General features: G+C 70.6%; 21 protein-coding genes. 3 read left to right on the top strand and 18 right to left on the bottom strand.

All coding sequences use genetic code 11. The features are described from left to right. Nucleotides 1–42 precede the first annotated feature (42 nt). The 14 genes from dapF to ACIPV1_RS11780 all read right to left on the bottom strand — a co-directional run bounded on the left by dapF (nucleotide 43) and on the right by ACIPV1_RS11780 (nucleotide 14,841). Nucleotides 43–933, bottom strand: coding sequence for a diaminopimelate epimerase (gene dapF, locus ACIPV1_RS11845; protein WP_123293905.1), 891 nt, complete (start codon nucleotides 931–933; stop codon nucleotides 43–45). Then, nucleotides 930–1,841 carry a tRNA (adenosine(37)-N6)-dimethylallyltransferase MiaA gene (gene miaA, locus ACIPV1_RS11840; protein ID WP_402726469.1) on the bottom strand — a complete coding sequence of 304 codons (912 nt, stop codon included), beginning with the start codon at nucleotides 1,839–1,841 and terminating at the stop codon, nucleotides 930–932. Before miaA ends, dapF begins: the two co-directional genes overlap by 4 nt. A 70-nt stretch (nucleotides 1,842–1,911) precedes the next feature. Continuing rightward, on the bottom strand, nucleotides 1,912–3,405 hold the full coding sequence (gene miaB, locus ACIPV1_RS11835; protein WP_402726428.1) for a tRNA (N6-isopentenyl adenosine(37)-C2)-methylthiotransferase MiaB: 1,494 nt from the start codon (nucleotides 3,403–3,405) through the stop codon (nucleotides 1,912–1,914). A gap of 26 nt (nucleotides 3,406–3,431) precedes the next feature. Continuing rightward, the gene (locus ACIPV1_RS11830; RefSeq protein ID WP_402726427.1) at nucleotides 3,432–4,298 is read right to left on the bottom strand and encodes a regulatory protein RecX; all 867 of its coding nucleotides are present in this window, start codon (nucleotides 4,296–4,298) and stop codon (nucleotides 3,432–3,434) included. Then, nucleotides 4,295–5,356 carry a recombinase RecA gene (recA, locus tag ACIPV1_RS11825; protein WP_111084595.1) on the bottom strand — a complete coding sequence of 354 codons (1,062 nt, stop codon included), beginning with the start codon at nucleotides 5,354–5,356 and terminating at the stop codon, nucleotides 4,295–4,297. The genes ACIPV1_RS11830 and recA overlap by 4 nt, the downstream gene beginning before the upstream one ends. Nucleotides 5,357–5,638: 282 nt before the next feature. After that, a complete protein-coding gene (locus ACIPV1_RS11820) occupies nucleotides 5,639–5,863 on the bottom strand; it encodes a DUF3046 domain-containing protein (RefSeq protein ID WP_111084594.1) in 225 nt (74 codons plus the stop codon). A gap of 77 nt (nucleotides 5,864–5,940) precedes the next feature. Beyond that, nucleotides 5,941–6,249, bottom strand: a complete 309-nt coding sequence (locus ACIPV1_RS11815) for a helix-turn-helix domain-containing protein (RefSeq protein ID WP_027464765.1) — start codon at nucleotides 6,247–6,249, stop codon at nucleotides 5,941–5,943. A gap of 154 nt (nucleotides 6,250–6,403) precedes the next feature. After that, entirely contained in the window at nucleotides 6,404–6,949 is a 546-nt protein-coding gene (locus tag ACIPV1_RS11810) for a CinA family protein (protein WP_235035934.1), read from the bottom strand. After that, nucleotides 6,946–7,590, bottom strand: coding sequence for a CDP-diacylglycerol--glycerol-3-phosphate 3-phosphatidyltransferase (gene pgsA, locus ACIPV1_RS11805; protein ID WP_402726426.1), 645 nt, complete (start codon nucleotides 7,588–7,590; stop codon nucleotides 6,946–6,948). The genes ACIPV1_RS11810 and pgsA overlap by 4 nt, the downstream gene beginning before the upstream one ends. Before the next feature lie 5 nt (nucleotides 7,591–7,595). Further along, complete coding sequence (locus ACIPV1_RS11800; RefSeq protein WP_402726425.1) at nucleotides 7,596–10,505, bottom strand: DNA translocase FtsK; 2,910 nt, start codon at nucleotides 10,503–10,505, stop codon at nucleotides 7,596–7,598. Between the two features lie 119 nt (nucleotides 10,506–10,624). Beyond that, nucleotides 10,625–12,301, bottom strand: coding sequence for a ribonuclease J (locus tag ACIPV1_RS11795; RefSeq protein ID WP_111084591.1), 1,677 nt, complete (start codon nucleotides 12,299–12,301; stop codon nucleotides 10,625–10,627). 49 nt (nucleotides 12,302–12,350) lie between these two features. Continuing rightward, nucleotides 12,351–13,328, bottom strand: a complete 978-nt coding sequence (dapA, locus tag ACIPV1_RS11790; RefSeq protein ID WP_111084638.1) for a 4-hydroxy-tetrahydrodipicolinate synthase — start codon at nucleotides 13,326–13,328, stop codon at nucleotides 12,351–12,353. 182 nt (nucleotides 13,329–13,510) lie between these two features. Next, nucleotides 13,511–14,011, bottom strand: a complete 501-nt coding sequence (locus ACIPV1_RS11785) for a dihydrofolate reductase (RefSeq protein ID WP_123938807.1) — start codon at nucleotides 14,009–14,011, stop codon at nucleotides 13,511–13,513. Continuing rightward, nucleotides 14,011–14,841, bottom strand: coding sequence for a thymidylate synthase (locus tag ACIPV1_RS11780; protein WP_402726424.1), 831 nt, complete (start codon nucleotides 14,839–14,841; stop codon nucleotides 14,011–14,013). Before ACIPV1_RS11780 ends, ACIPV1_RS11785 begins: the two co-directional genes overlap by 1 nt. 54 nt (nucleotides 14,842–14,895) lie before the next feature. On the opposite strand from ACIPV1_RS11780, the gene ACIPV1_RS11775 reads away from it, so the two are divergent. After that, the gene (locus ACIPV1_RS11775) at nucleotides 14,896–15,816 is read left to right on the top strand and encodes a TIGR01777 family oxidoreductase (RefSeq protein WP_402726423.1); all 921 of its coding nucleotides are present in this window, start codon (nucleotides 14,896–14,898) and stop codon (nucleotides 15,814–15,816) included. Between the two features lie 7 nt (nucleotides 15,817–15,823). Here the strand turns inward: ACIPV1_RS11775 and ACIPV1_RS11770 are convergent, their stop codons facing one another. Continuing rightward, a complete protein-coding gene (locus ACIPV1_RS11770) occupies nucleotides 15,824–16,294 on the bottom strand; it encodes a tetratricopeptide repeat protein (RefSeq protein ID WP_402726422.1) in 471 nt (156 codons plus the stop codon). Nucleotides 16,295–16,298: 4 nt separating this feature from the next. Then, nucleotides 16,299–17,045, bottom strand: a complete 747-nt coding sequence (locus ACIPV1_RS11765) for a 4-hydroxy-tetrahydrodipicolinate reductase (protein WP_228505012.1) — start codon at nucleotides 17,043–17,045, stop codon at nucleotides 16,299–16,301. Nucleotides 17,046–17,068: 23 nt separating this feature from the next. Between ACIPV1_RS11765 and ACIPV1_RS11760 the strand changes: the two genes are divergently transcribed. After that, nucleotides 17,069–17,560, top strand: coding sequence for a GNAT family N-acetyltransferase (locus ACIPV1_RS11760; RefSeq protein ID WP_402726421.1), 492 nt, complete (start codon nucleotides 17,069–17,071; stop codon nucleotides 17,558–17,560). On the opposite strand, the gene ACIPV1_RS11755 is transcribed toward ACIPV1_RS11760, so the two are convergent. Together ACIPV1_RS11755 and ACIPV1_RS11750 are read right to left on the bottom strand one after the other, a co-directional pair. Further along, the gene (locus tag ACIPV1_RS11755) at nucleotides 17,557–18,159 is read right to left on the bottom strand and encodes a histidine phosphatase family protein (protein WP_111084585.1); all 603 of its coding nucleotides are present in this window, start codon (nucleotides 18,157–18,159) and stop codon (nucleotides 17,557–17,559) included. The two genes, ACIPV1_RS11760 and ACIPV1_RS11755, sit on opposite strands and share 4 nt — an antisense overlap. An 8-nt stretch (nucleotides 18,160–18,167) precedes the next feature. After that, complete coding sequence (locus ACIPV1_RS11750; RefSeq protein ID WP_123938811.1) at nucleotides 18,168–19,502, bottom strand: pitrilysin family protein; 1,335 nt, start codon at nucleotides 19,500–19,502, stop codon at nucleotides 18,168–18,170. A 246-nt stretch (nucleotides 19,503–19,748) separates the two neighbouring features. Between ACIPV1_RS11750 and ACIPV1_RS11745 the strand changes: the two genes are divergently transcribed. Next, the gene (locus tag ACIPV1_RS11745) at nucleotides 19,749–20,396 is read left to right on the top strand and encodes a TetR/AcrR family transcriptional regulator (RefSeq protein WP_123341038.1); all 648 of its coding nucleotides are present in this window, start codon (nucleotides 19,749–19,751) and stop codon (nucleotides 20,394–20,396) included. Nucleotides 20,397–20,601: the final 205 nt, after the last annotated feature.

The following is a 20,601-nucleotide window of genomic DNA, read 5'->3' as shown; positions in this document are numbered from 1 at the left end:
GCGCGGCCCCCGCCCCGCGGCCCGCGGCCCCCGCGCCCCGCGTCAGACCGTCAGGTCGCCGGAGAACACGAGCTCGGCGGGCCCGGACAGCGACACGTGCTCGCCGTCCTCCGCCGCGAACATCCGCACCGTCACGACGCCACCGGGAACCCGCACGCGCCAGGTGTCCGGCGCACCGGAGCCCACCCAGTACCGCGTCGCGAGGGCCGCAGCCACCGCACCGGTGCCGCACGACAGCGTCTCGCCACTGCCCCGCTCGTGCACCCGCATCGTGATCTCGCCGACGCCGTCGTTGATCAGGGGGTCGCCGGGCAGCACGAACTCGACGTTGGCGCCGTGCTCGGGCGCCGGGTCGAGCACGGGCAGGAAGGTCAGGTCGAGGTCGGCGAGTTCGTCCTCGGTCGCGACGGCGACTACGACGTGCGGGTTGCCGACGTCGATGCCGATGCCGGGCCGGGCGCCGTCGAGGTTCTTGGCGCGCACCATGACGTCGTCCGAGCCGCCGTCCTCGATGCCCAGCCCCCACCGGCCGAGGTCGGCAGCGAAGCCGTTCGTGGTCCGCTGGATGTCGACCAGGCCCTTGCGGCTGCCGACGGTCAGGGTCTCGCCGGGTGCGAGCTCGACCAGGCCGGACTCGGTCAGGTACCGCGCGAACACCCGGATCCCGTTGCCGCACATCTCGGCGACCGTGCCGTCGGCGTTGTGGTAGTCCATGAACCACGTCGCCGCGGGTTCGACGGCCACCAGGGCGCGTCCTTCGGGGATCGATTCGGACCGCACCGCACGGATCACGCCGTCGCCGCCCACGCCGAAGCGTCGGTCCGCGATCGCACGGATCCGCTCGGGGGTCAGGTCGACGGTGGCGTCGGGGTCGGCGAACAGGACGAAGTCGTTGCCGGTCCCCTGGCCCTTGGTGAAGTGCAGCTCGGTCACGGGACGATCCTACGGGCCAGTTCCGACAGGTCCCCGCGGTCGGCCCCGGTGACGTCGAGGGTCTCGGCGTCGGTGTAGCGGCGGAACCAGGACACCTGCCGTCGGGCGTACTTGCGCGTCGCGATGCCGGTCGCCTCGACCGCGGCCTCGATCGTGGAGGTCCCCCGCAGCACGTCGAGCGCCTGCGAGTACCCGATCGCGGCCCGCGCGGTCTTCCCTTGCTCGATGCCCTGCTCGCGCAGAGCCGCGACCTCGTCGACGAGTCCGGCGGCGAACATCCCCGCCGCACGCGCGTGCAGCGCCGCGACCAGCTGCTCACGATCCCGTCGCAGGTGCAGGATGCGGGACGGTCGCCAGGCGCGGGGCGCGGACGGGAGGCTCGGGGTCACGACCTCGGACCGGCTCGCGATCTCGAGTGCCCGGATCAACCGCCGTGGGTTGCGTGCATCGATCGTCGCTGCGGCCGCCGGGTCCAGGCCGCGGAGCCGCTCGAGCAGGATGCCCGGACCGAGCTCGTCGTGCTCGCGCTCGAGCTGCGCGCGGAGTTCCGGGTCGGTGCCGGGGAACGCCAGGTCGAACAGGACGGAGGACACGTAGAGCCCGCTGCCGCCGACGAGCACGGCGACGCCGCCGTCCGCCTGGATCCGGTCCACGTCGGCTCGGGCAGCCACCTGGTACGCGGCGACGCTCGCCTCGTCGGTGACGTCGAGCACGTCGAGTTCGTGGTGCGGGATGCCGTGCCGTTCGTCGAACGACAGCTTGGCGGTGCCGATGTCCATGCCCCGGTACAGCTGCATGGCGTCCGCGTTGACGATCTCGGCGTTCCGGCCGGCGGCGCGGAGGCTTTCGGCGATCGCGATCCCGAGGTCGGACTTGCCCGTTCCGGTCGCCCCGACGACGGCGATCAGATCAGCGTGGGAGGCATCGAGCCCGCGGTGCTGGGCCGGGTCGCGCTCGGGGCCGTCCCCGACGGGGGCGTCAGCGCCCGACACGGAGCGTGGGCAGCCCGAGCGACACCGGGCGCGGACCGTCGCCGGGCGCCGCCGGGGTCGGCACGCCGCAGCTCTCGGCCTCGGCGCGGTCCCAGGCGTCGCCCGCTCGGGTGCGTCGGATGCGCAGTGGAGCGTCGTCGTCGGCGATCAGGAAGTGCGGGGCCGCTCGGGTGATCTCGACCGTCACGACGTCGCCGGGTCGCGGGAGCGCGGAGCCCTCCGGCACGGCGAAGTGCACGAGCCGCGAGTCCTCGGCGCGTCCGGACAACCGGCGTGTGGCGTCGTCCTTCCGCCCCTCGCCCGTCGCGACGAGGACCTCGACGCTCCGGCCGACCTGCGCGGCGTTCTCTTCCGCGGTGATGCGTTCCTGCAGCGCGACGAGCCGCTCGTACCGCTCCTGCACGACGTGCTTCGGCAGCTGGTCGTCCATCGTCGCTGCCGGGGTGCCGGGACGGATCGAGTACTGGAACGTGAAGGCGCTGGCGAACCGTGCCTGCTCGACGACGCGGAGGGTGTCCGCGAAGTCCTCTTCCGTCTCGCCGGGGAACCCGACGATGATGTCGGTCGAGATCGCCGCGTTCGGGATCTTGGCGCGCACCCGGTCGAGGATGCCGAGGAACCGCTCGCTCCGGTAGCTCCGCCGCATGGCCTTGAGGACCCGGTCGGACCCGGACTGCAACGGCATGTGCAGCTGCGGCATGACGTTCGGGGTCTCGGCCATGGCGTCGATGACGTCGTCGGTGAAAGCTGCCGGGTGCGGGCTCGTGAAGCGGATGCGCTCGAGGCCGTCGATGGCGCCGGCCGCGCGCAGCAGCTTGCCGAACGCCTGACGGTCGCCGAACTCGACCCCGTACGAGTTCACGTTCTGCCCGAGCAGCGTGACCTCGATCGCACCGTCGTCGACGAGCGCCTGGATCTCGGCGAGGACGTCACCCGGGCGGCGGTCCTTCTCCTTGCCGCGGAGCGACGGGACGATGCAGAACGTGCACGTGTTGTTGCACCCGACCGAGATCGACACCCAACCGCTGTGGGTCGAGTCACGCTTGGTCGGCAGCGTCGACGGGAACACGTCGAGCGCTTCGAGGATCTCGATCTGCGCCTCGTCGTTGTGCCGCGCACGTTCGAGCAGCGTCGGCAACGAGCCCATGTTGTGCGTGCCGAAGACCACGTCCACCCACGGCGCCTTCTCGAGGATGACGTTCTTGTCCTTCTGCGCGAGGCACCCACCGACGGCGATCTGCATGCCCGGGTGGTCGCGCTTGATGCCCGCGAGCTGCCCGAGGTTGCCGTACAGACGGTTGTCCGCGTTCTCGCGCACCGCACAGGTGTTGATCACGACGACGTCGGCCTGCTCGCCGTCCGCGGCCGTGTAGCCCGCCGCCTGCAGCGACCCGCTCAGCCGCTCGGAGTCGTGCACGTTCATCTGGCACCCGTAGGTGCGGACTTCGTAGGTGCGCTGGCGCGCTGCGACGGTGGCCATGGTCGTCCCAGTGTAGGTCGGGGCGACTACTCGAAGCGCACGGTCCCGCGGCCCGTCGGAGGACGGCGTCCGCCGCCGTCGAGGGCCCGCTGAACGGCGATCCGCACCACGCCCGAGCCGTAGCCCTTGCGCATCAGGAACCCCGACAACCGACGCTCGGCGGTCGCACGGTCGAGCCCACGCATCTGCGGCGCACGCTTGTCGGCGAGCTCCTGGGCGCGGATGAACTCGTCGTCCTCGTCGTCGGCGGCTTCGTCGAGCGCGGTGTCGATCGCGATCTGGTCGATTCCACGACGACGCAACTCGGTGATCACGCCCTGCCGCCCCAGACCCTTGCTGGCGTGCAAGCGGTCCACCAGGTCGGTGGCGAGGGCGACGTCGTCGAGCAGCCCGACGCGGGTCAGGCGTTCGATCTCGTGCTCGACCACGTCGGGGTCGAGGTCCTGCTGGGTGAGCAGTGTCCGCATCTCGGACTCGCTCACGCCCTTGCGGCCGAGCGCCCGCATGCTGAGCCGCTCGGCGTCGGCGCGTTGCTCGTCCAGGGGACGCGGAGCATCCGCAGGGTCGAGTTCTTCGCCACCGGCGATCGAGAAGACCGACGCCGTCGTGGCGTCCGCCCCGTCGTCGTCGTAGCCGTCCTGCTCGGCCCGCGCGGTCCGGCCGGAACCGTCGCCGATGACCGGCGAGACCCAGTCGGCCTGTGCACGCGGCCCGCGGATGGGCAACGGGACGGGGGTGTCCGCATCGTCCTCGAGCACGGGCTCCGGAATGCTGGGCACCGTCTGCTCGGGTTCGGGGGTGGGCTCCGCAGCTGCCGGGGCCCGGCGACGGGACCTCGCACCGAACAGGTCGGTGACCGGTGCGAGGCCGTCGTCGTCGTGGTCGGTGCTCACGCGCCCTTGCGCTCCGCGAGCTTCGGCGCGATCGACTCGACCGGAGCCTCTTCCGCCTTGGCGCCACCGACGCCGAGCTTGGCGAGGATCTTGCCCTCGATCTCAGCCGCGGTGTCGGGGTTCTGGATCAGGAAGGAACGCGAGTTCTCCTTGCCCTGCCCGAGCTGGTCGCCGTCGTAGGTGTACCAGGCACCCGACTTCTTGACGATGCCGTGGTCGACACCGAAGTCGAGGAGCGAGCCTTCGCGCGAGATGCCGACGCCGTACAAGATGTCGAACTCGGCCTGCTTGAAGGGCGGCGCCATCTTGTTCTTGACGACCTTGACACGCGTGCGGTTGCCCACCGCGTCGGTGCCGCTCTTGAGCGTCTCGATGCGACGGATGTCGAGGCGGACGGACGCGTAGAACTTCAGTGCCTTACCACCCGAGGTGGTCTCCGGGGAACCGAAGAACACACCGATCTTCTCGCGCAACTGGTTGATGAAGATCATCGTGGTCTGCGTCTGGTTCAGCCCGCCGGCGAGCTTGCGCAGCGCCTGGGACATGAGGCGGGCCTGCAGACCGACGTGGGAGTCGCCCATCTCGCCCTCGATCTCGGCGCGCGGCACCAGTGCTGCGACCGAGTCGATCACGATGAGGTCGATCGAGCCCGAGCGGACGAGCATGTCCGCGATCTCGAGCGCCTGCTCGGCGGTGTCCGGTTGCGACACGAGCAGGGCGTCGATGTCGACACCGAGCTTCTTGGCGTACTCCGGGTCGAGCGCGTGCTCGGCGTCGATGAAGGCCGCGATGCCACCGGCGCGCTGGGCGTTGGCGATGGCGTGGATGGTGAGGGTCGTCTTGCCCGAGGACTCCGGGCCGTAGATCTCGACGATGCGGCCGCGGGGCAGTCCGCCGATGCCGAGCGCGACGTCGAGCGCCACCGACCCGGTCTGGATGACGTTGACGGGTGCGCGTTCGTCCGAACCGAGGCGCATGATCGCACCCTTGCCGAACTGCCTGTCGATCTGTGCGAGTGCGGTCTCGAGGGCCTTTTCGCGGTCTGCCGGTGATGGCATGGGGTGCTCCTTCGTGCTCGTGTTCGGCCGCCTGTAGGCTGTCGCGTCCACGCCGGCCGGTGGTGCAAGGCCGATGGTTCTGCGACAAGGCTTCGGGCTGTTCCCGATGTCCATCAACCTATGGCTGGCCACCGACATCACTGCCGACGGTCACGCGATCTGTGGATGGAACACCCGGGCGACGCCGCTGTGGAGGAACGTACCACCGATCGAACACCCGTTCGAGCAACACGCCGAACACAGTTTCGGGCGGTGGCGGCGGCGCGACTGAGCGCTGCCGCTTCAGTTCTGCGGCTCGGCCAACCCCTTGCCGTGCCGCCGGTCCAGCGGGACGTCCTGCGAGTCACAGAGGGCATCCCACACCCGGCGGGCGTCGATGCCGGCGGCGAGGGCGTCCACGGCCGAGCGGCCACCGAGGTCCTCGAGCACGACGTCACGGCTGACCACGGACCCGTAGGCCTCGCCGAACACCTGGTCGACGGCACGCCAGAACTCACTCACCCGCATCCGACAAGCCTAAAGCGTCCCCGGACGCAGAACGCCCCCACCGGGAGGTTCCGGCGGGGGCGTTCAGTGCGAGGCGCTCAGCGCACCGCGAGGTCGTTGTCGAACTCGGCGACGAGGTCGTCCGGGAGCGTGTCGGGGACGGGAGTGAGTCCCTCGACGATCGCGAGGCGGTCGCCCACCTCGCGCATGATCGTGGAGATGGGGGTGTCCAGCGCGTCCGCGACGGACGCGAGGATCTCCGAGCTGGCCTCTTTCTGACCACGCTCGACCTCACTGAGGTACCCGAGAGCCACACTGGCCTTGGACGCGACCTGACGGAGGGTCCGGCCCTTCTGCAAGCGGAAGTCCCGAAGCACATCGCCGATTTCCTGACGAACGAGAACCATGAGAACTCCTCCTCTCTGTCGTCTCCGCGCCCGCCCGATCCGGAGGATCGAGTTCGGGTTCAGCAACTTTAGCGTTGCCGGTTGAAGCATGCTAACCAGGCTGGCTGCCGTCCTGCTGGAGATTGCGTGAGATGTAACCCAGTGGAAACGGGACCTATTCCCGGCCCCGGACCACGGACGACATCCGTGTCAGGAGTTCGGAGACGGACGCCGTGCGGATTGCACCGCGGTCCCCGTCGAGGTGGAGTTCCCAGGCAGTGGCGCCGTCCGCCGAAGCGATGCCGACGTAGACGGTGCCGACCGGCTTGCCGTCCTGCGGGTCCGGCCCGGCGACACCGGTCGTGCTGATTCCCCACGTCGCCGGCTCACCGTCGACGGACAGCGCGATGCGGACACCGGCCGCCATCTGCCGCGCGACCTCGGGATCGACGGCCCCGTTGGCCGCCAGCAACGCCGACGACACCCCGAGCACGGTGTGCTTGACGGGCGTCGCGTAGGCCACGACTCCCCCGCGCACCACGGCGCTCGCCCCCGGAACACCGACGAGCGTCGATACCACCAACCCGCCGGTGAGCGACTCCGCCACGGCGACGGTCTCACCGCGACGCGTCAGGTCGGCGACCAGGTCCCGCGCGATCGCGTCGACCGTGTCGACAGGGCCGGGAGGCGCGGCGCCGGTCGCGTCGTCGGCCTGTGTCACGCGGTGGTCCGGTTGTGCTTCCACGCCTGGTACAGGTAGTCGATGCCGCTGAGCACGGTCGCCAGGAAGGCGGCGCTCATCAGCACCACGTTCACCCAGTGCGCCCAGTCACCGACGAGCTCCCACCACGGGAAGAGTGCCGACGTCAGGGCGACGGCCTGCAGCACGGTCTTGATCTTGCCGCCACGACTGGCCGGGATCACCCGGTCCGACAGCACCGCGAAGCGGAACACCGTGATGCCGATCTCGCGCACCATGATGAGCACCGTCACGTACCAGGGCAGCTCGGCCAGGATCGACAGGGCGACGAGCGCGCCACCGATCAGGACCTTGTCGGCGATCGGGTCGACGAGCTTGCCGAAGTCGGTGACCAGGTTCTGCCGCCGGGCGATGATGCCGTCGGCGCTGTCGGTCACGATCGCGACGACGAAGACGATCGCCGCCCAGATGCGCAGCGGGCCGTCGTTGCCGGCGTCGGTGAGGAACAGCACGAAGAACAGCGGCGCCATCAGGATGCGCACCACGGTGATGATGTTCGCGACGTTCGCCGTCGATGCGGGGCCGGGACCCTTGCGGAGCAGTCGCCCGCGCCAGGGGAACTTCGCGCCGTGTGTCGTGTCCGTGCCGTCCGAGGCGGTCATCGCCTTCACTCCCTGCCCGTCAGTCCCCACGCGTCCTCATCGGGCTCGTCGTGCACTTCATCGTACCCGCGGGTCATGTCGCCCACGGGGTCGGCGCCGTAGCGGTCGCCGTCGTCGCTCGGGCCGGGGACGGGGGCCACGGGCGCCGGAGCAGCCGGTGGCTCCTCGCCGCGGAGCTTCGCGAGCACCGCGGGCAGCTGGTCGGTCGTGACGAGCACGTCGCGGGCCTTCGAGCCCTCGGACGGACCGACGATGTCGCGGGACTCCATCAGGTCCATCAGGCGACCGGCCTTGGCGAAGCCGACCCGGAGCTTGCGCTGCAGCATCGAGGTCGAGCCGAACTGCGTCGAGACGACCTGTTCGACCGCCGCGAGCAGCAATTCGAGGTCGTCGCCGATGTCGGCGTCGATCTCCTTGCGCTCGACCACGGCCTGGACGTCCTGGCGGTACTCGGGCTGGGCCTGGCGGGTGACGTGCTGGACGACCTCGGCGACCTCGCGCTCCTGCACCCACGCTCCCTGCACGCGCAGGGACTTCGACGACCCCATCGGCAGGAACAGCGCGTCGCCCTGGCCGATGAGCTTGTCCGCGCCGGGCTGGTCGAGGATGACACGGGAGTCCGTGACGCTCGTCACCGCGAAGGCGATGCGGGACGGCACGTTCGCCTTGATCAGGCCGGTGATGACGTCCACCGACGGACGCTGCGTCGCGAGTACCAGGTGGATGCCGGCGGCACGGGCGAGCTGGGTGATGCGGACGATCGACTCCTCGACGTCGCGCGGGGCGACGAGCATGAGGTCCGCGAGCTCGTCGACGACGACGAGCAGGTACGGGTACGGCTTGAGCTTCCGCTCGCTGCCCGCGGGTAGGACGATCTCGTTGTTCTCGATCGCCTTGTTGAAGTCGTCGACGTGGCGGAACCCGAACGACGCCAGGTCGTCGTACCGCATGTCCATCTCCTTCACGACCCACTGCAGCGCTTCGGCCGCCTTCTTCGGGTTCGTGATGATGGGCGTGATGAGGTGCGGGACACCCGCGTAGATCGAGAGCTCGACGCGCTTCGGGTCGACCAGGACCATGCGGACCTCGGACGGCTTCGCCCGCATGAGCAGCGACGTGATCATCGAGTTGATGAAGACCGACTTGCCGGAACCGGTCGAACCGGCGACGAGCAGGTGCGGCATCTTCGCCAGGTTCGCGACGACGAAGCCGCCCTCGACGTCCTTGCCGACGCCGATCGTCATCGGGTGCTTCGACTTCCGCGCCGCGTTCGAGCGCAGCACGTCGCCGAGGGACACGATCTCGCGGTCGGAGTTCGGGATCTCGACGCCGATGGCGCTCTTGCCCGGGATCGGCGAGAGGATCCGGACCTCGTTGGAGGCCACCGCGTAGGACAGGTTCTTCGACAGCGCCGTGACGCGCTCGACCTTGACGCCCGGTCCGAGCTCGATCTCGTAGCGGGTGACCGTCGGACCGCGGGAGAACCCGGTGACCTTCGCGTCGACCTTGAACTCCGTCAGCACGCCGGTGATGGCGGCGACGATGTCGTCGTTCGCCTGGCTGCGAGCGACCGAGGGGGTGCCGGAGCTCAGGGTGGTGGCGGCCGGCAGGCGGTACGGCTTCGACGGGTCGTCGTCGGTCGCCGCCGCGGAGAGTTCCTCGGGCTCGTCGACGACCGGGTCCTCGACGAGGGGTGCCGCGACCACGTCGGGCACCGCGGGGCGGATCGCCGCGGTCGGCTCCGGAGGCGCGGGGACGTCGGTGCCGAAGTCCCGCAGGGCCTGCTCGGCGACCTGCAGGTCCTGTTCGACGGAGTCGTTGAGGTTGACCGACGCGGGTTCGGCCGGTGTCAGGTCCACGAGACCGGCCGCAGCGCCCGCGTTCGGGTTGCCCACCGGGGCAGCGGGTGCAGCCGCCGCGGCGGGCGGGGCCGTCGGTGCGACACCGGTGGCCGGGGGCAGGACGGGGCTGTCGTACGCCGGGTCCTCTTCGCGCCCGGACTTGTTCCGCCGCCACCACGGCACGTTGTCGCCGCCGGCGTCACCGTCGGCAGCGGCCTGCTCCTCGCCGAAGCCGAGGTCGTCGAACAGCTGGAAGTCGGTGTCGCCCTTCTTGCCGCGCTTGGTCGTCTTGGTTCGGGCGGCGGGTGCCGCTGCTGCCGCTTCGACCTCGGGCTCGGCGGCCGGGGCCGGCGCTCCGAACAGGTACGCGTAGAGCTCGTGCAGCCGACGCCCGACCTTGTTCGGCGGCGTCTTGGTGATGATGAAGAGGGAGAGCACGAGCAGCACGATCGCCACCGGGACCGCGACCCAGGCGGTCGCGATCGTGACGAGCCAGCCGATCACGACCCAGCCGAGCACACCGCCGGCCGCAGCCAGGGCGGGCATGCCGTCCGCTGCGCTCGGCTGCCCGCCGAAGACGTGGCAGAGCGAGGCGATCGCGACGAGCAGGATCCCGAGGCCGATGCCGATCCGGGTGTTGTCGTGCACCGAGGCCGGGTGCCGGAACAGCCATCCGGCGAAGACGATCATGATCACCGGCAGAGCGAACGCCAACCGGCCGAACAGCCCGCCGAACGTGTACGCGTCGAGGGCGACCGACACCCCGTTCGTCGGGTTGAGCCACTCGACGACCGCACCGGCGATGGCCAGCACGAACAGCAGGAACGGGAACCCGTCACGCCGCTGGTCCTTCTCGAGGGACTCCTTGCCGAGCAGTCGGAACATCGCGCCGACGCCGTGCGCCATCGCGAGCCAGAACGTCACGAGCGGGTTCTGCTCGCGGAACACCGGTGTCGGTGCCGCTTGCGGCAGCTTCTTCGTCGTGGCCTGGGTGCGCGACGAACCGCGCGTCCCGTTCCCACGGGACGACGTGGACGCGCGCGAGCGCGTGGTCGACTTGGTGCCTCCGGCCATGGGCAGAACCCTAATCCCCTCCCAGGACAAACCAAGGGAGGCCCGCCGCAGCATCCGTGACGGACGCTGGACGGGCCTCCCGGTCGACCGCGATGAACGCGACTGACGCGGCGAACGCGCTACGCCTCGATGACCACCGGGACGATCATCGGACGACGACGGTGCTTGGTGTTGACCCAGCGACCGACCGTGCGGCGGACGACCTGCGCGAACGCGTGCGAGTCGCGCGTGCCGTTGGCGGCAGCCTCGGCGATCGCCTTGGCGATCTGGGGACGGACGTCGTCGAACACGGAGTCGTCCTCGGCGAAGCCGCGCGACTGGATCTCCGGGCCGATGACGCACTGGCCGGTGGTGAAGTCCACCGCGGCGAAGACCGAGATGAAGCCCTCTTCGGACAGCACGCGGCGGTCCTTGAGGTCGGCGTCGGTGATCTCGCCCACGGTCGAGCCGTCGACGTACACGTAGCCGATGTCGAGCTGCCCGGCGACCGTCGCGACGCCGTCCTTCAGGTCGACGACGATGCCGTCCTGCCCGAGGATCACGTTGCGCGGCGGCACACCCGTCTGGATCGCCAGGTCGGCGTTCGCGTACAGGTGGCGGTGTTCGCCGTGCACGGGCAGGACGTTGCGCGGACGCAGGATGTTGTAGCAGTAGAGCAGTTCGCCGGCCGAGGCGTGTCCGGAGACGTGCACCTTGGCGTTGCCCTTGTGCACGACCTTCGCGCCGAGCTTCGTCAGCCCGTCGATGACGCGGTACACGGCGTTCTCGTTGCCCGGGATCAGCGACGAGGCGAGGATGACGGTGTCGCCCTCGCCGATCTCGATCTGGTGCTCGAGGTTCGCCATGCGCGCGAGCACGGCCATCGGCTCGCCCTGCGACCCCGTCGACATGTAGACGATCTGGTCGTCGGGGACGTTCTTCGCCTTCTTCGTGTCGATGAGGACGTTCTCGGGCACGCGGAGGTAGCCGAGGTCGGCGGCGATGGTCATGTTGCGGATCATCGAGCGCCCCATGAACGCGACCTTGCGGTTCGCGGCCGCGGCGGCGTCGAGGACCTGCTGCACACGGTGCACGTGCGACGAGAAGCTCGCCACGACGACCTTCTTGCGGGCGCGCGTGATGATGTTCTCGAGGACCGGGCCGATGTCGCGCTCCGGAGCGGTGAAGCCCGGCACGTCGGCGTTGGTCGAGTCCGGCAGGAACAGGTCGACGCCCTGCTCCCCCAGACGCGCGAACGCACGGAGGTCGGTGATGCGGTCGTCCAGCGGGAGCTGGTCCATCTTGAAGTCACCCGTGTGCAGGACACGACCGGCGGGGGTCGTGATCGAGACGGCGAGGGCGTCCGGGATGGAGTGGTTCACGGCCACGAACTCGAGGTGGAACGGGCCGAGCTGCTCGGTCTGGTCCTCGGCCACGACGAGCGTGTACGGCTTGATCCGGTGTTCCTTGAGCTTCGCCTCGACGAGCGCGAGGGTCAGCGTGGAGCCGATCAGCGGGATGTCGTCGCGGAGCTTCAGCAGGTACGGCACGGCGCCGATGTGGTCCTCGTGGCCGTGCGTGAGCACGACACCGAGGACGTCGTCGAGACGGTCACGGATCGGCGCGAAGTCCGGCAGGATCAGGTCGACCCCCGGCTGGTGCTCCTCGGGGAAGAGCACGCCGGCGTCGACGATGAGCAGCTTGCCCTCGTACTCGTAGACGGTCATGTTGCGACCGATCTCGCCGAGTCCCCCGATGGGGATGACGCGGAGGGTGCCGGGTTCGAGCGGCTGCGGTGTGGAGACTTGTGTGGGCATTCGGTCCTACGGATTCAGGCGACGCGCGAGGAGCGCGCCGCGGTGTTCGCTAGCGGGTGGTGCCTGGCACCTTTGGCAGTGCGCCGCCGGCCGCAGCGTTGCGGTCGGGGCGGAAGTTCGAGAAGTCGGCGCCGGGCACGTCGCGCACGGCTTCGAGCGAGGTCTCGATGGCGTACGCCTCGGAGTCCTCGGGGCCGACGAGCGGCAGACGGACGCGCGGGCTGCCGATGCGGCCGAGCCCGTGCAGGATGTACTTCGCCGCGACAGTGCCGGGCACGTGGGTCATCACGGCGCGGACGAGGGGCTCGACGCGCTTGTGCTCGGCGGTGGCGGTCGCCAGGTCGCCGCGGTTCACGGCGTCGATGATGGTGCGGTACGGCGTGCTCGTGATGTTCGCGGTGACGCCGATCAGGCCCGTGGCGCCGATCGACAGGTGCGGGAGCACGTTGGTGTCGTCGCCGGAGAAGTACATGAGGTCGGTGTTGTTGAGCACGCGGGACACCTCGGCGAAGTCGCCCTTGGCGTCCTTCACGGCGAGGATGTTCGGGTGGTGCGACGCCCGCACGATCGTCTCGTACGTGATCGGGATGCCGGTGCGCCCCGGGATGTCGTACAGGATCACCGGCAGGTCGGTGGCGTCGGCGATCATCCGGAAGTGGGTGAGCACACCCGACTGGGTCGGCTTGTTGTAGTACGGCGTGACGATCATCACACCGTCCGCGCCGGCCTTCTCGCTCTGCTTGTACAGGTGGATCGCGTGCGCGGTCTCGTTCGACCCGCCACCCGTGATGATCTTCGCGCGGCCCGCGGCGACGGACTTGCCGACCTCGACCAGACGGAGCTTCTCGGGGTCGGTCAGGGTGCTCGTCTCGCCCGTGGTGCCGGTGACGACGATGCCGTCGGCGCCGGCCGTGATGCAGTCGTCGATGTGCTGCTCGACGCCGGGCCAGTCGACCTCACCGTCGGCCGTGAACGGGGTCACGAGGGCGACGAGGACCTGACCGAAGGGATTCTCACGCGGGGACACGGGCACCAGCGTACCGGGGATGGGCGCGATGGCCGCCGTCCGGGCGGACGGTCGCCTGCCTGCGGCGCGGACGGGAGGCCCGGATCGCCTCCGTCCTGCCGCTCACGCCCGGTGGGAACCAGGTTCCGGACACCACACCACGGGATCGCGCGGTGCCGTGTCCGGAACCTGGTTCCGAACGCTCAGGCGCTGCTGCGGCGCCACTCGAGGAAGCGGTAACGGGTCCCGGTGCGGGACACCTGCCACGGGCCCTCGTCGGTGAGCGTCCAACCGGCCGACTCGCCGAGCGTCGGTGCGACGGTGTCGCCGGGCACGTCGACGTCGATGACGGTCTCGGACACCCGGTCGGCACGGTCCAGCGCCGCGGCGTAGACCTGGCCGCCGCCGATGACCCAGACGGGGCTGTCGGCACCGTCGGCACCGTCGAGCGCAGCGCGGAGGTCGTGCACGACCTCGGCGCCGTCGGCGGTCCAGGACGCGTCACGGGTGAGCACGACGTTCCGGCGACCGGGCAGCGGGCGGAAGCGTTCCGGCAGGGATTCCCAGGTGCGACGACCCATGAGCACCGTGGCGTCGCCGGTGACCTGCTTGAAGTGCGCGAGGTCCTCGGGCACGTGCCACGGCATGCCGCCGTCGGCCCCGATGACCCCGTCGGTCGACCGGGCCCAGACCATGCCGATCATCAGACGGCGACCGCGCCCTTGATCGCCGGGTGGTGGTGGTAGCCGACGACGGTGAAGTCCTCGTACTCGTAGTCGTCGATCGAGTCGCGCGGCGCGAGCTCGAGCGTCGGCAGGGCGTACGCCGTGCGGGACAGCTGCTCCTCGACCTGCTCGACGTGGTTGTCGTAGACGTGGCAGTCGCCGCCGGTCCAGACGAAGTCGCCGACCTCGAGCCCGGTCTGCGCGGCGATCATGTGGGTGAGCAGGGCGTAGGAGGCGATGTTGAACGGGACGCCGAGGAACATGTCGGCGCTCCGCTGGTAGAGCTGGCACGAGAGCTTGCCGTCGTTGACGTAGAACTGGAAGAACGCGTGGCACGGGGCGAGCGCCATGTCCGGGATCTCGGCGACGTTCCACGCCGAGACGATGAGCCGGCGGCTGTCCGGGTTCGTGCGGATCTGGTCGATGACCTGGGCGATCTGGTCGACGCGCTCGCCGGACGGGGTCGGCCACGAGCGCCACTGCACGCCGTAGACGGGGCCGAGGTCGCCGTCCTCGTCCGCCCACTCGTTCCAGATCCGGACACCGTGCTCCTGCAGCCAGGTGGCGTTGCCGTCGCCGCGCAGGAACCAGAGCAGCTCGTACGCGATCGACTTGAAGTGCACGCGCTTCGTGGACACGAGCGGGAAGCCCTTCGACAGGTCGTAGCGGAGCTGCGCGCCGAACAGGCTGCGGGTCCCGGTGCCGGTGCGGTCACCCTTCGGCGTGCCCTCGGTCAGGACCCGGCGGAGCAGGTCCTCGTACGGGGTCGGCACGGTGGGGTCGGGCTGCACGGTCTCGCTGTCGCTCACACACAGAAGCCTACGTCGGCGAAAGGCTCCGGCAGCATGAGTAGCGTTGCCGGCATGGCAGACACGGCGGCAGAGCCCCTCTCGATCCTGATCGCCGGCGCGTCCGGCTTCATCGGCACCCCGCTCGTCCGCGCGCTGCGCGAGGCGGGCCACCACGTGACCACGCTGGTCCGGCGCGAGCCGCACACGGCCACCGAGTTCCGCTGGGCTCCGGGTCGCCGGCCGCTCGACCCGGCCATCGTCGACGGTGCCGACGTGGTGATCAACCTGGCGGGGGCGAACATCGGCAAGCTGCCCTGGACCGCGAAGTACCGCGAGGAGATCCGGCGCTCCCGCGTCGACGCGACCGACACCCTGGTCGAGGCGATGCGGCACGCCAGCACTCCCCCGGCGCTGTTCCTGTCCGGATCGGCGTCCGGCGTGTACGGCGACCGCCCGGCGGACGTCCTGCAGGACGACGCGGCCCCGGGCACCGGGTTCCTCGCCGAGGTCTGCACCGCGTGGGAGGCCGCGGCGAACGCTGCCCCGGACGGCGTCCGTGTGGTGACCCTGCGCACGGGCATCGTGATCGGCGAGGGCGGCGGCGCGCTCGCACCCCTCATCCCGCTCACCCGGGCAGGGCTCGGCGGTCGCCTCGGCACCGGCGGGCAGCACTGGCCGTGGATCGCGCTCGAGGACGAGGTCGGGGCGATCGTGCACCTGGCGACGAGCCCGTCGGCGTCCGGTGTCAGCGGACCGGTCAACCTCGCCGGGCCGGAAGCCGTCGTCGCCGACCGCATCACGAAGCGCGTCGCCGAGGACCTGCACCGGCCGTACCTGTTCCGGATCCCGGAGTTCGCGCTGCGCCTCGCGCTGCAGGACGCCGCCGACGAGATGCTGCTGTCGAGTCAGCGGATGGTGCCGACGAAGCTGCTCGAGTCCGGCTACACGTTCCGGTACACGCGTGCGGTGGACGCCGTCGACGCGGTCCTCTGACCAGGTCTCAGGAGCTCGACCGCGTCAGGGCCGTGCGCATCGCGGCTCGAGCGCGCTTGCGGTCCCCCGCGGCGTCGTAGACGACCCCGAGCCGGTACCAGGCGCGCCAGTCCGCCGGGTCCTGCTCGACGGCGGCCTTGTACTGCGGGAAGAGCGCGTCAGCGGCCTCGCGCGTCGGACGCCCGGACGGACGCACGGGCACGACGTCCTCCGGTGCACCGCCCTCGGCCTCGAGCCGGGAGCCGAGCCGGGTGATCCGGATGCCGAAGCGGAACTCGAGCACGAGCAACAGCGCCCCGATCGCGGCGACGACGAACAGGGCGACGCCGATGCCGATCCCGATCGGGATGCCGGTGGCGATGAACGCCACGGCCCGCTGCCCGACGAGCACGATGTAGAGCGCCAACAGCAGGGTCATCAGCGCTGCTCCCCAGAACGGCGACCGGATCGCGCTACCGGCACGCGCTGCACGTCCCACCGGGTCAGCCGATGCCGAGGACGCTGCCGAGGCCCACGGTGAGCCCGCGGGCGGATCCGAGGGCGGACAACGCCGCACGGATCCCGGCGACGTAGGCGACGTCGTCGTTGGTGTCGTGCCGGATCGTCAGGGTCTCGCCGGGACCGCTGAGCAGGACGTCCTGCACGGCCTTCACCCCGGGCAGCCGGAGCGAGTGGATCGGCACGCTCGCCACCTGCTGGCCGCGGGCGCGCTGGTCGACGTGCGGAGCCTCGACCGGGCCGACGTCGCGACGGGCCTCGGCGATGAGCTCGGCGGTGCGCACCGCGGTGCCGGACGGCGAGTCGATCTTGCCGGCGTGGTGCGTCTCGACGATCTCGACCGAGGGGAACCACGGCGCCGCGATGGTGGCCAGGTGAGTGCCGAGCACCGACCCGATCGAGAAGTTCGGCACCACGAGGACGCCCTGGTCGGGACGCTCCTGCAGGGCGGTACGGAGCTTCGCGAGACGGTCGGCGGACCACCCGGACGTGCCGACGAGGACGTTCGCCCCGCTCGACAGCGCGTTCTCGACGATCGCGGGGCTGAGCGCCGGCACCGTCACGTCCACGACGAGCGCGGCACCGCCGAACACCGACGGCGGTGCTTCGTGGGCACCGTCCTTCGACGACAGGCGGGCGACGAGCTCGAACTCCGGGAGTTCCTCGACGACGGAGGCCACGAGGCCCCCGAGACGACCGGTGGCGCCGACGACGGCGACGGGAGTGACCATGCGGTCCATCCTAGGATCGACGCATGTCAGTCGAGGTCAGGACCGTGCCGGCCGATCTGCCCGAGGTCGACGTCCTGCTCGACGCGTACCTCGACGAGCGCGAGGCGACGTTCCCCAGTGCGCAGGGCGCGTACTCGCGGAAGCGCACCCCGGCGGCGGAGTTCACGCCGCCGAACGGGGTCTTCGCGGTGGCGTACGACGGCGGGGTCGCGGTCGGCTGCGGCGGCCTTCGGCGGATCGCGGACGACCCCGACGCGACCACCACGGACGTCCGGTTCGAGGTCAAGCACGTCTTCGTCACCCCGGCGGGACGGGGCAAGGGCGTGGCCACGGCGCTGATGGACGCGCTCGAACGGGAAGGCGCCGCGCTGGGGGCGACCAGCATCGTGCTGGACACGAACGACTCGCTCGTCGCCGCAGGCGCGATGTACCGCAGCCGGGGTTACGAGCGCGTCGCGCCGTTCAACGACAACCCGAACGCGACCGCCTGGTTCCGCAAGCCGGTCTCCCGCTAGACGGGCTGGTCGACCGGCAGCCCGGTGCGGAGCTCCACCGGCAGGTGGGCCAGGTCGTTCAGGGCGACCACCTCGGCCGGCTTCGCGGAACGGATCCGGATGATCGTGAGCGCGGTGTGCGCGACGTTCGTGCCCATCCAGCGCCACTCGGGTGCCTGGAACGCCTCGCGCACGAACCAGCCGATCACGGCGTTGTGGGTGATGAGCAGGTCGTGCCGGTCCTCGCGCGCCGGGGTGAACCACTCGGAGACGGCGTCGCCCATCTGCGCCTGGCCGGCGATGATCTCCTCTTCCGTGACGCCGCCGTACCAGCCCTGGTAGGCGTGCGGCATGTCCGGGGTCGGGCCAGAGGGGACGCAGTCGAACAGCAGCGTTGAGGGTTCGGGCTGGATCGACGGCAGTCGCTGCGCCAGGAACGCGGCGGTCTCGCTCGGGGCCTCCAACGGGGAGTGGTACACACCGTCGAACGGCAGCCCGCCGAGACGGTCGGCGACGAGCATGGCCTGGCGCTTGCCGCGTTCCGACAGCTTGCCGTCGCGGAGGCCGTGCTCGGCGTCCTGGTGTTCGCCGTGCCGGACGAGGTACAGGTAGTGCGACATGTCCGTGCTCAGCTGCCCATCCCGATCGCTGCGGCGAGCTCGTCCTGCTGCACCGCCCCGACCACCGACGTGATCGTCGGGCGGGTCAGGAGGTCGCGGGCGAGTTCGAGCACGCCGTCGGTGGTGACCCGGTCGACACGCTCCAGTGCGGTCGACAGGTCGGTGTACTCCCCGGTGCCGAGCTCGGACCGGCCGAGGCGGGTCATCCGGGCGTCGGAGTCCTCGAGCGAGAGCGTCAGGGCGCCCTCGATCTGGCCCTTGGCGCGGCGGAGCTCGTCGTCGGTGATGCCGTCGTCCACCATGCGGCGGAACTCGGCGTCGATGATCTCGATGACCCCGGGGACGTTGTCGGGCGCACAGCCCGCGTAGACGCCGAAGGCGCCGTTGTCGAGGTAGGCGGGCGCGAAGGACGACACCGCGTAGGCGAGGCCGCGTCGCTCGCGGACCTCTTGGAAGAGCCGGGAGCTCATGCCCCCGCCGAGCACGGCGTTCAGGACGCTGAGGGACGGCCGCCGGTCGTCGCGCAGGTCGAGTCCCTGCGAGCCGCGCAGCATGCTGACCTGCTCCGTCGGACGGTGGACCACCGACAGCTTGGGCTCGATGGGGTCGGCGACGGTCTGTGGCGTTCGTCGTGCGAGCGGCTCGGCGGGCGGGGCGTCGTGGAACACCGCGGCGACCGCGTCGCAGAACCGGTCGTGGTCGACGGCACCGGCGGCGGTCACGACGATGCCGTTCGGTGCGTAGTGCTCGCGGTAGTGGGCCAGGACCTCGTCCCGCTGGACCGCGCGGATGCTGTCCGGGGTCCCGCCGATCGGGCGGCCGAGCGCGTGTCCGCCGAAGGCCGCGGCGAAGAACGCTTCACCCGCGACGTCGGCCGGGTCGTCGGCGGCCATCGCGAGTTCTTCGAGGATGACGCCGCGCTCGACGGCGAACGCCTCCGGGTCGAGCACCGAGCCGGTCACCATGTCACCGATGACCTGCACGGCCATCGGGACGTCGGCGTCCCGGACCCGTGCGTAGTAGCAGGTGTACTCCTTGGCCGTCGCGGCGTTGTGCTCGCCGCCGACCGAGTCGAACGCGATCGCGATGTCGAGCGCCGACCGGGTCTCGGTGCCCTTGAACAGCAGGTGCTCGAGGAAGTGGGTCGATCCGAACTGGCCGTCGCGTTCGTCGCGCGAACCGACGCCGACCCAGAACCCGATGCTCGTCGAAGCGGCACCGGGCACGGCTTCGGTCAGCACCCGGACACCCGACGGCAGCACGGTGCGGCGGACGAAGGCCCCTCCGGACGTCAGGAAGGACGTGTCCGGGGCCCCGAGCGGCAGTGGCACTGGCTGGTTCATCGCAGACGAGCCTACTGATGCTCCGGAGCCCACCGCCCAGTTTCCACAGGCCCACGGACTGTCACTCGAAGAGGGGTACAGAAATTGCGGACAGACCGACTCGTCTGTCTGTCCTCCTTGTGGTACAGTCGTTCACGCCGGATCGAAAGCCCCCCTAAGTTCCGATCCGGCGGCTCGGGACATCAGTCCTCGCGGCCACGAGTCCCCCCACTCGTCCGCGGAGCCGATGAACCAAGGAGCCACGCTGTGACGGTCGATTCCCCCCAACCGGCCGTCCAGCGTCTCCCTGGTCCGAGCACGAACCTCGCGTCGCCGGACGGGTCGAGCGTCCCCCCGACTCCCCGCTCCGGCGGCGCGAAGGTCCGCATCCTCGAGACGGCCACGCGACTCTTCTACGAAGAGGGCATCCACAGCGTCGGCGTCGACCGCCTCATCTCCGAGGCGAGCGTCACGAAGGCGACGTTCTACAAGCACTACGGGTCGAAGGACAACCTGATCCTCGCCTACATCCGTACGCAGCACGAGCGCGTGCAGGAACGCCTGGAACAGCTCGTCACCGACGCCGGCTCCTCCGCCGCAGCGGTCCGCGCGTGGGTCGCGGCCCTGGCGGACGAGGTCAACGACCCCGACTTCCGCGGGTGCGCGTTCCTCAACGCCGCCGCCGAGTACCACGACCCCCGCGACCCCGTGCGCGAGGTGGTCGCCACCCACCGCGACTGGTACACCGACCGGCTCGCCACCCTGCTGCAGGAGTCCGGCCACCAGCTGCCGGGCGACGGTGCCGACGAGCTCATGCTCGCGCGCGACGGTGCGATGGCCGGCGCCTACGCCGGTGACGCCATCGCGGCGACAGCAGCGCTCGGTCGCGTCGTCGACCGCGTCCTCGCCGCCTGACGCCCGGCTGACGCCCCGCTGACGCCCCGCCGACCCCGAACGACTTCGTCGATGTCGTACGACGTCGGCCTTGTCGCTCCACCGCGGCCGCACCAGTTGCAGGCGCGCAGGAACGACATCCTCGACGTCGTACGACGTCGACATTGTCGCGTCAGCCGTCGGCGCGAGCCCGGCGCGACCACGAGCGGACGGGAGGCACGGTGCC

The organism is Curtobacterium sp. NPDC089991, from assembly GCF_044748425.1.
Classification (GTDB): domain Bacteria; phylum Actinomycetota; class Actinomycetes; order Actinomycetales; family Microbacteriaceae; genus Curtobacterium.
Note: the sequence above shows the minus strand (reverse complement) of the source record. Positions and strands in the feature narration are given on the sequence as shown.

Coding starts and splice junctions, on each gene's coding strand:
- miaB (WP_402726428.1), bottom strand. CDS start 3,405: ATGGCCACCGTCGCAGCGCGCCAGCGCACCTACGAAGTCCGCACCTAC.
- recA (WP_111084595.1), bottom strand. CDS start 5,356: ATGCCATCACCGGCAGACCGCGAAAAGGCCCTCGAGACCGCACTCGCA.
- ACIPV1_RS11820 (WP_111084594.1), bottom strand. CDS start 5,863: ATGCGGGTGAGTGAGTTCTGGCGTGCCGTCGACCAGGTGTTCGGCGAG.
- ACIPV1_RS11815 (WP_027464765.1), bottom strand. CDS start 6,249: ATGGTTCTCGTTCGTCAGGAAATCGGCGATGTGCTTCGGGACTTCCGC.
- pgsA (WP_402726426.1), bottom strand. CDS start 7,590: ATGACCGCCTCGGACGGCACGGACACGACACACGGCGCGAAGTTCCCC.
- ACIPV1_RS11800 (WP_402726425.1), bottom strand. CDS start 10,505: ATGGCCGGAGGCACCAAGTCGACCACGCGCTCGCGCGCGTCCACGTCG.
- ACIPV1_RS11795 (WP_111084591.1), bottom strand. CDS start 12,301: ATGCCCACACAAGTCTCCACACCGCAGCCGCTCGAACCCGGCACCCTC.
- ACIPV1_RS11785 (WP_123938807.1), bottom strand. CDS start 14,011: ATGATCGGCATGGTCTGGGCCCGGTCGACCGACGGGGTCATCGGGGCC.
- ACIPV1_RS11775 (WP_402726423.1), top strand. CDS start 14,896: ATGGCAGACACGGCGGCAGAGCCCCTCTCGATCCTGATCGCCGGCGCG.
- ACIPV1_RS11765 (WP_228505012.1), bottom strand. CDS start 17,045: ATGGTCACTCCCGTCGCCGTCGTCGGCGCCACCGGTCGTCTCGGGGGC.
- ACIPV1_RS11760 (WP_402726421.1), top strand. CDS start 17,069: ATGTCAGTCGAGGTCAGGACCGTGCCGGCCGATCTGCCCGAGGTCGAC.
- ACIPV1_RS11755 (WP_111084585.1), bottom strand. CDS start 18,159: ATGTCGCACTACCTGTACCTCGTCCGGCACGGCGAACACCAGGACGCC.
- ACIPV1_RS11750 (WP_123938811.1), bottom strand. CDS start 19,502: ATGAACCAGCCAGTGCCACTGCCGCTCGGGGCCCCGGACACGTCCTTC.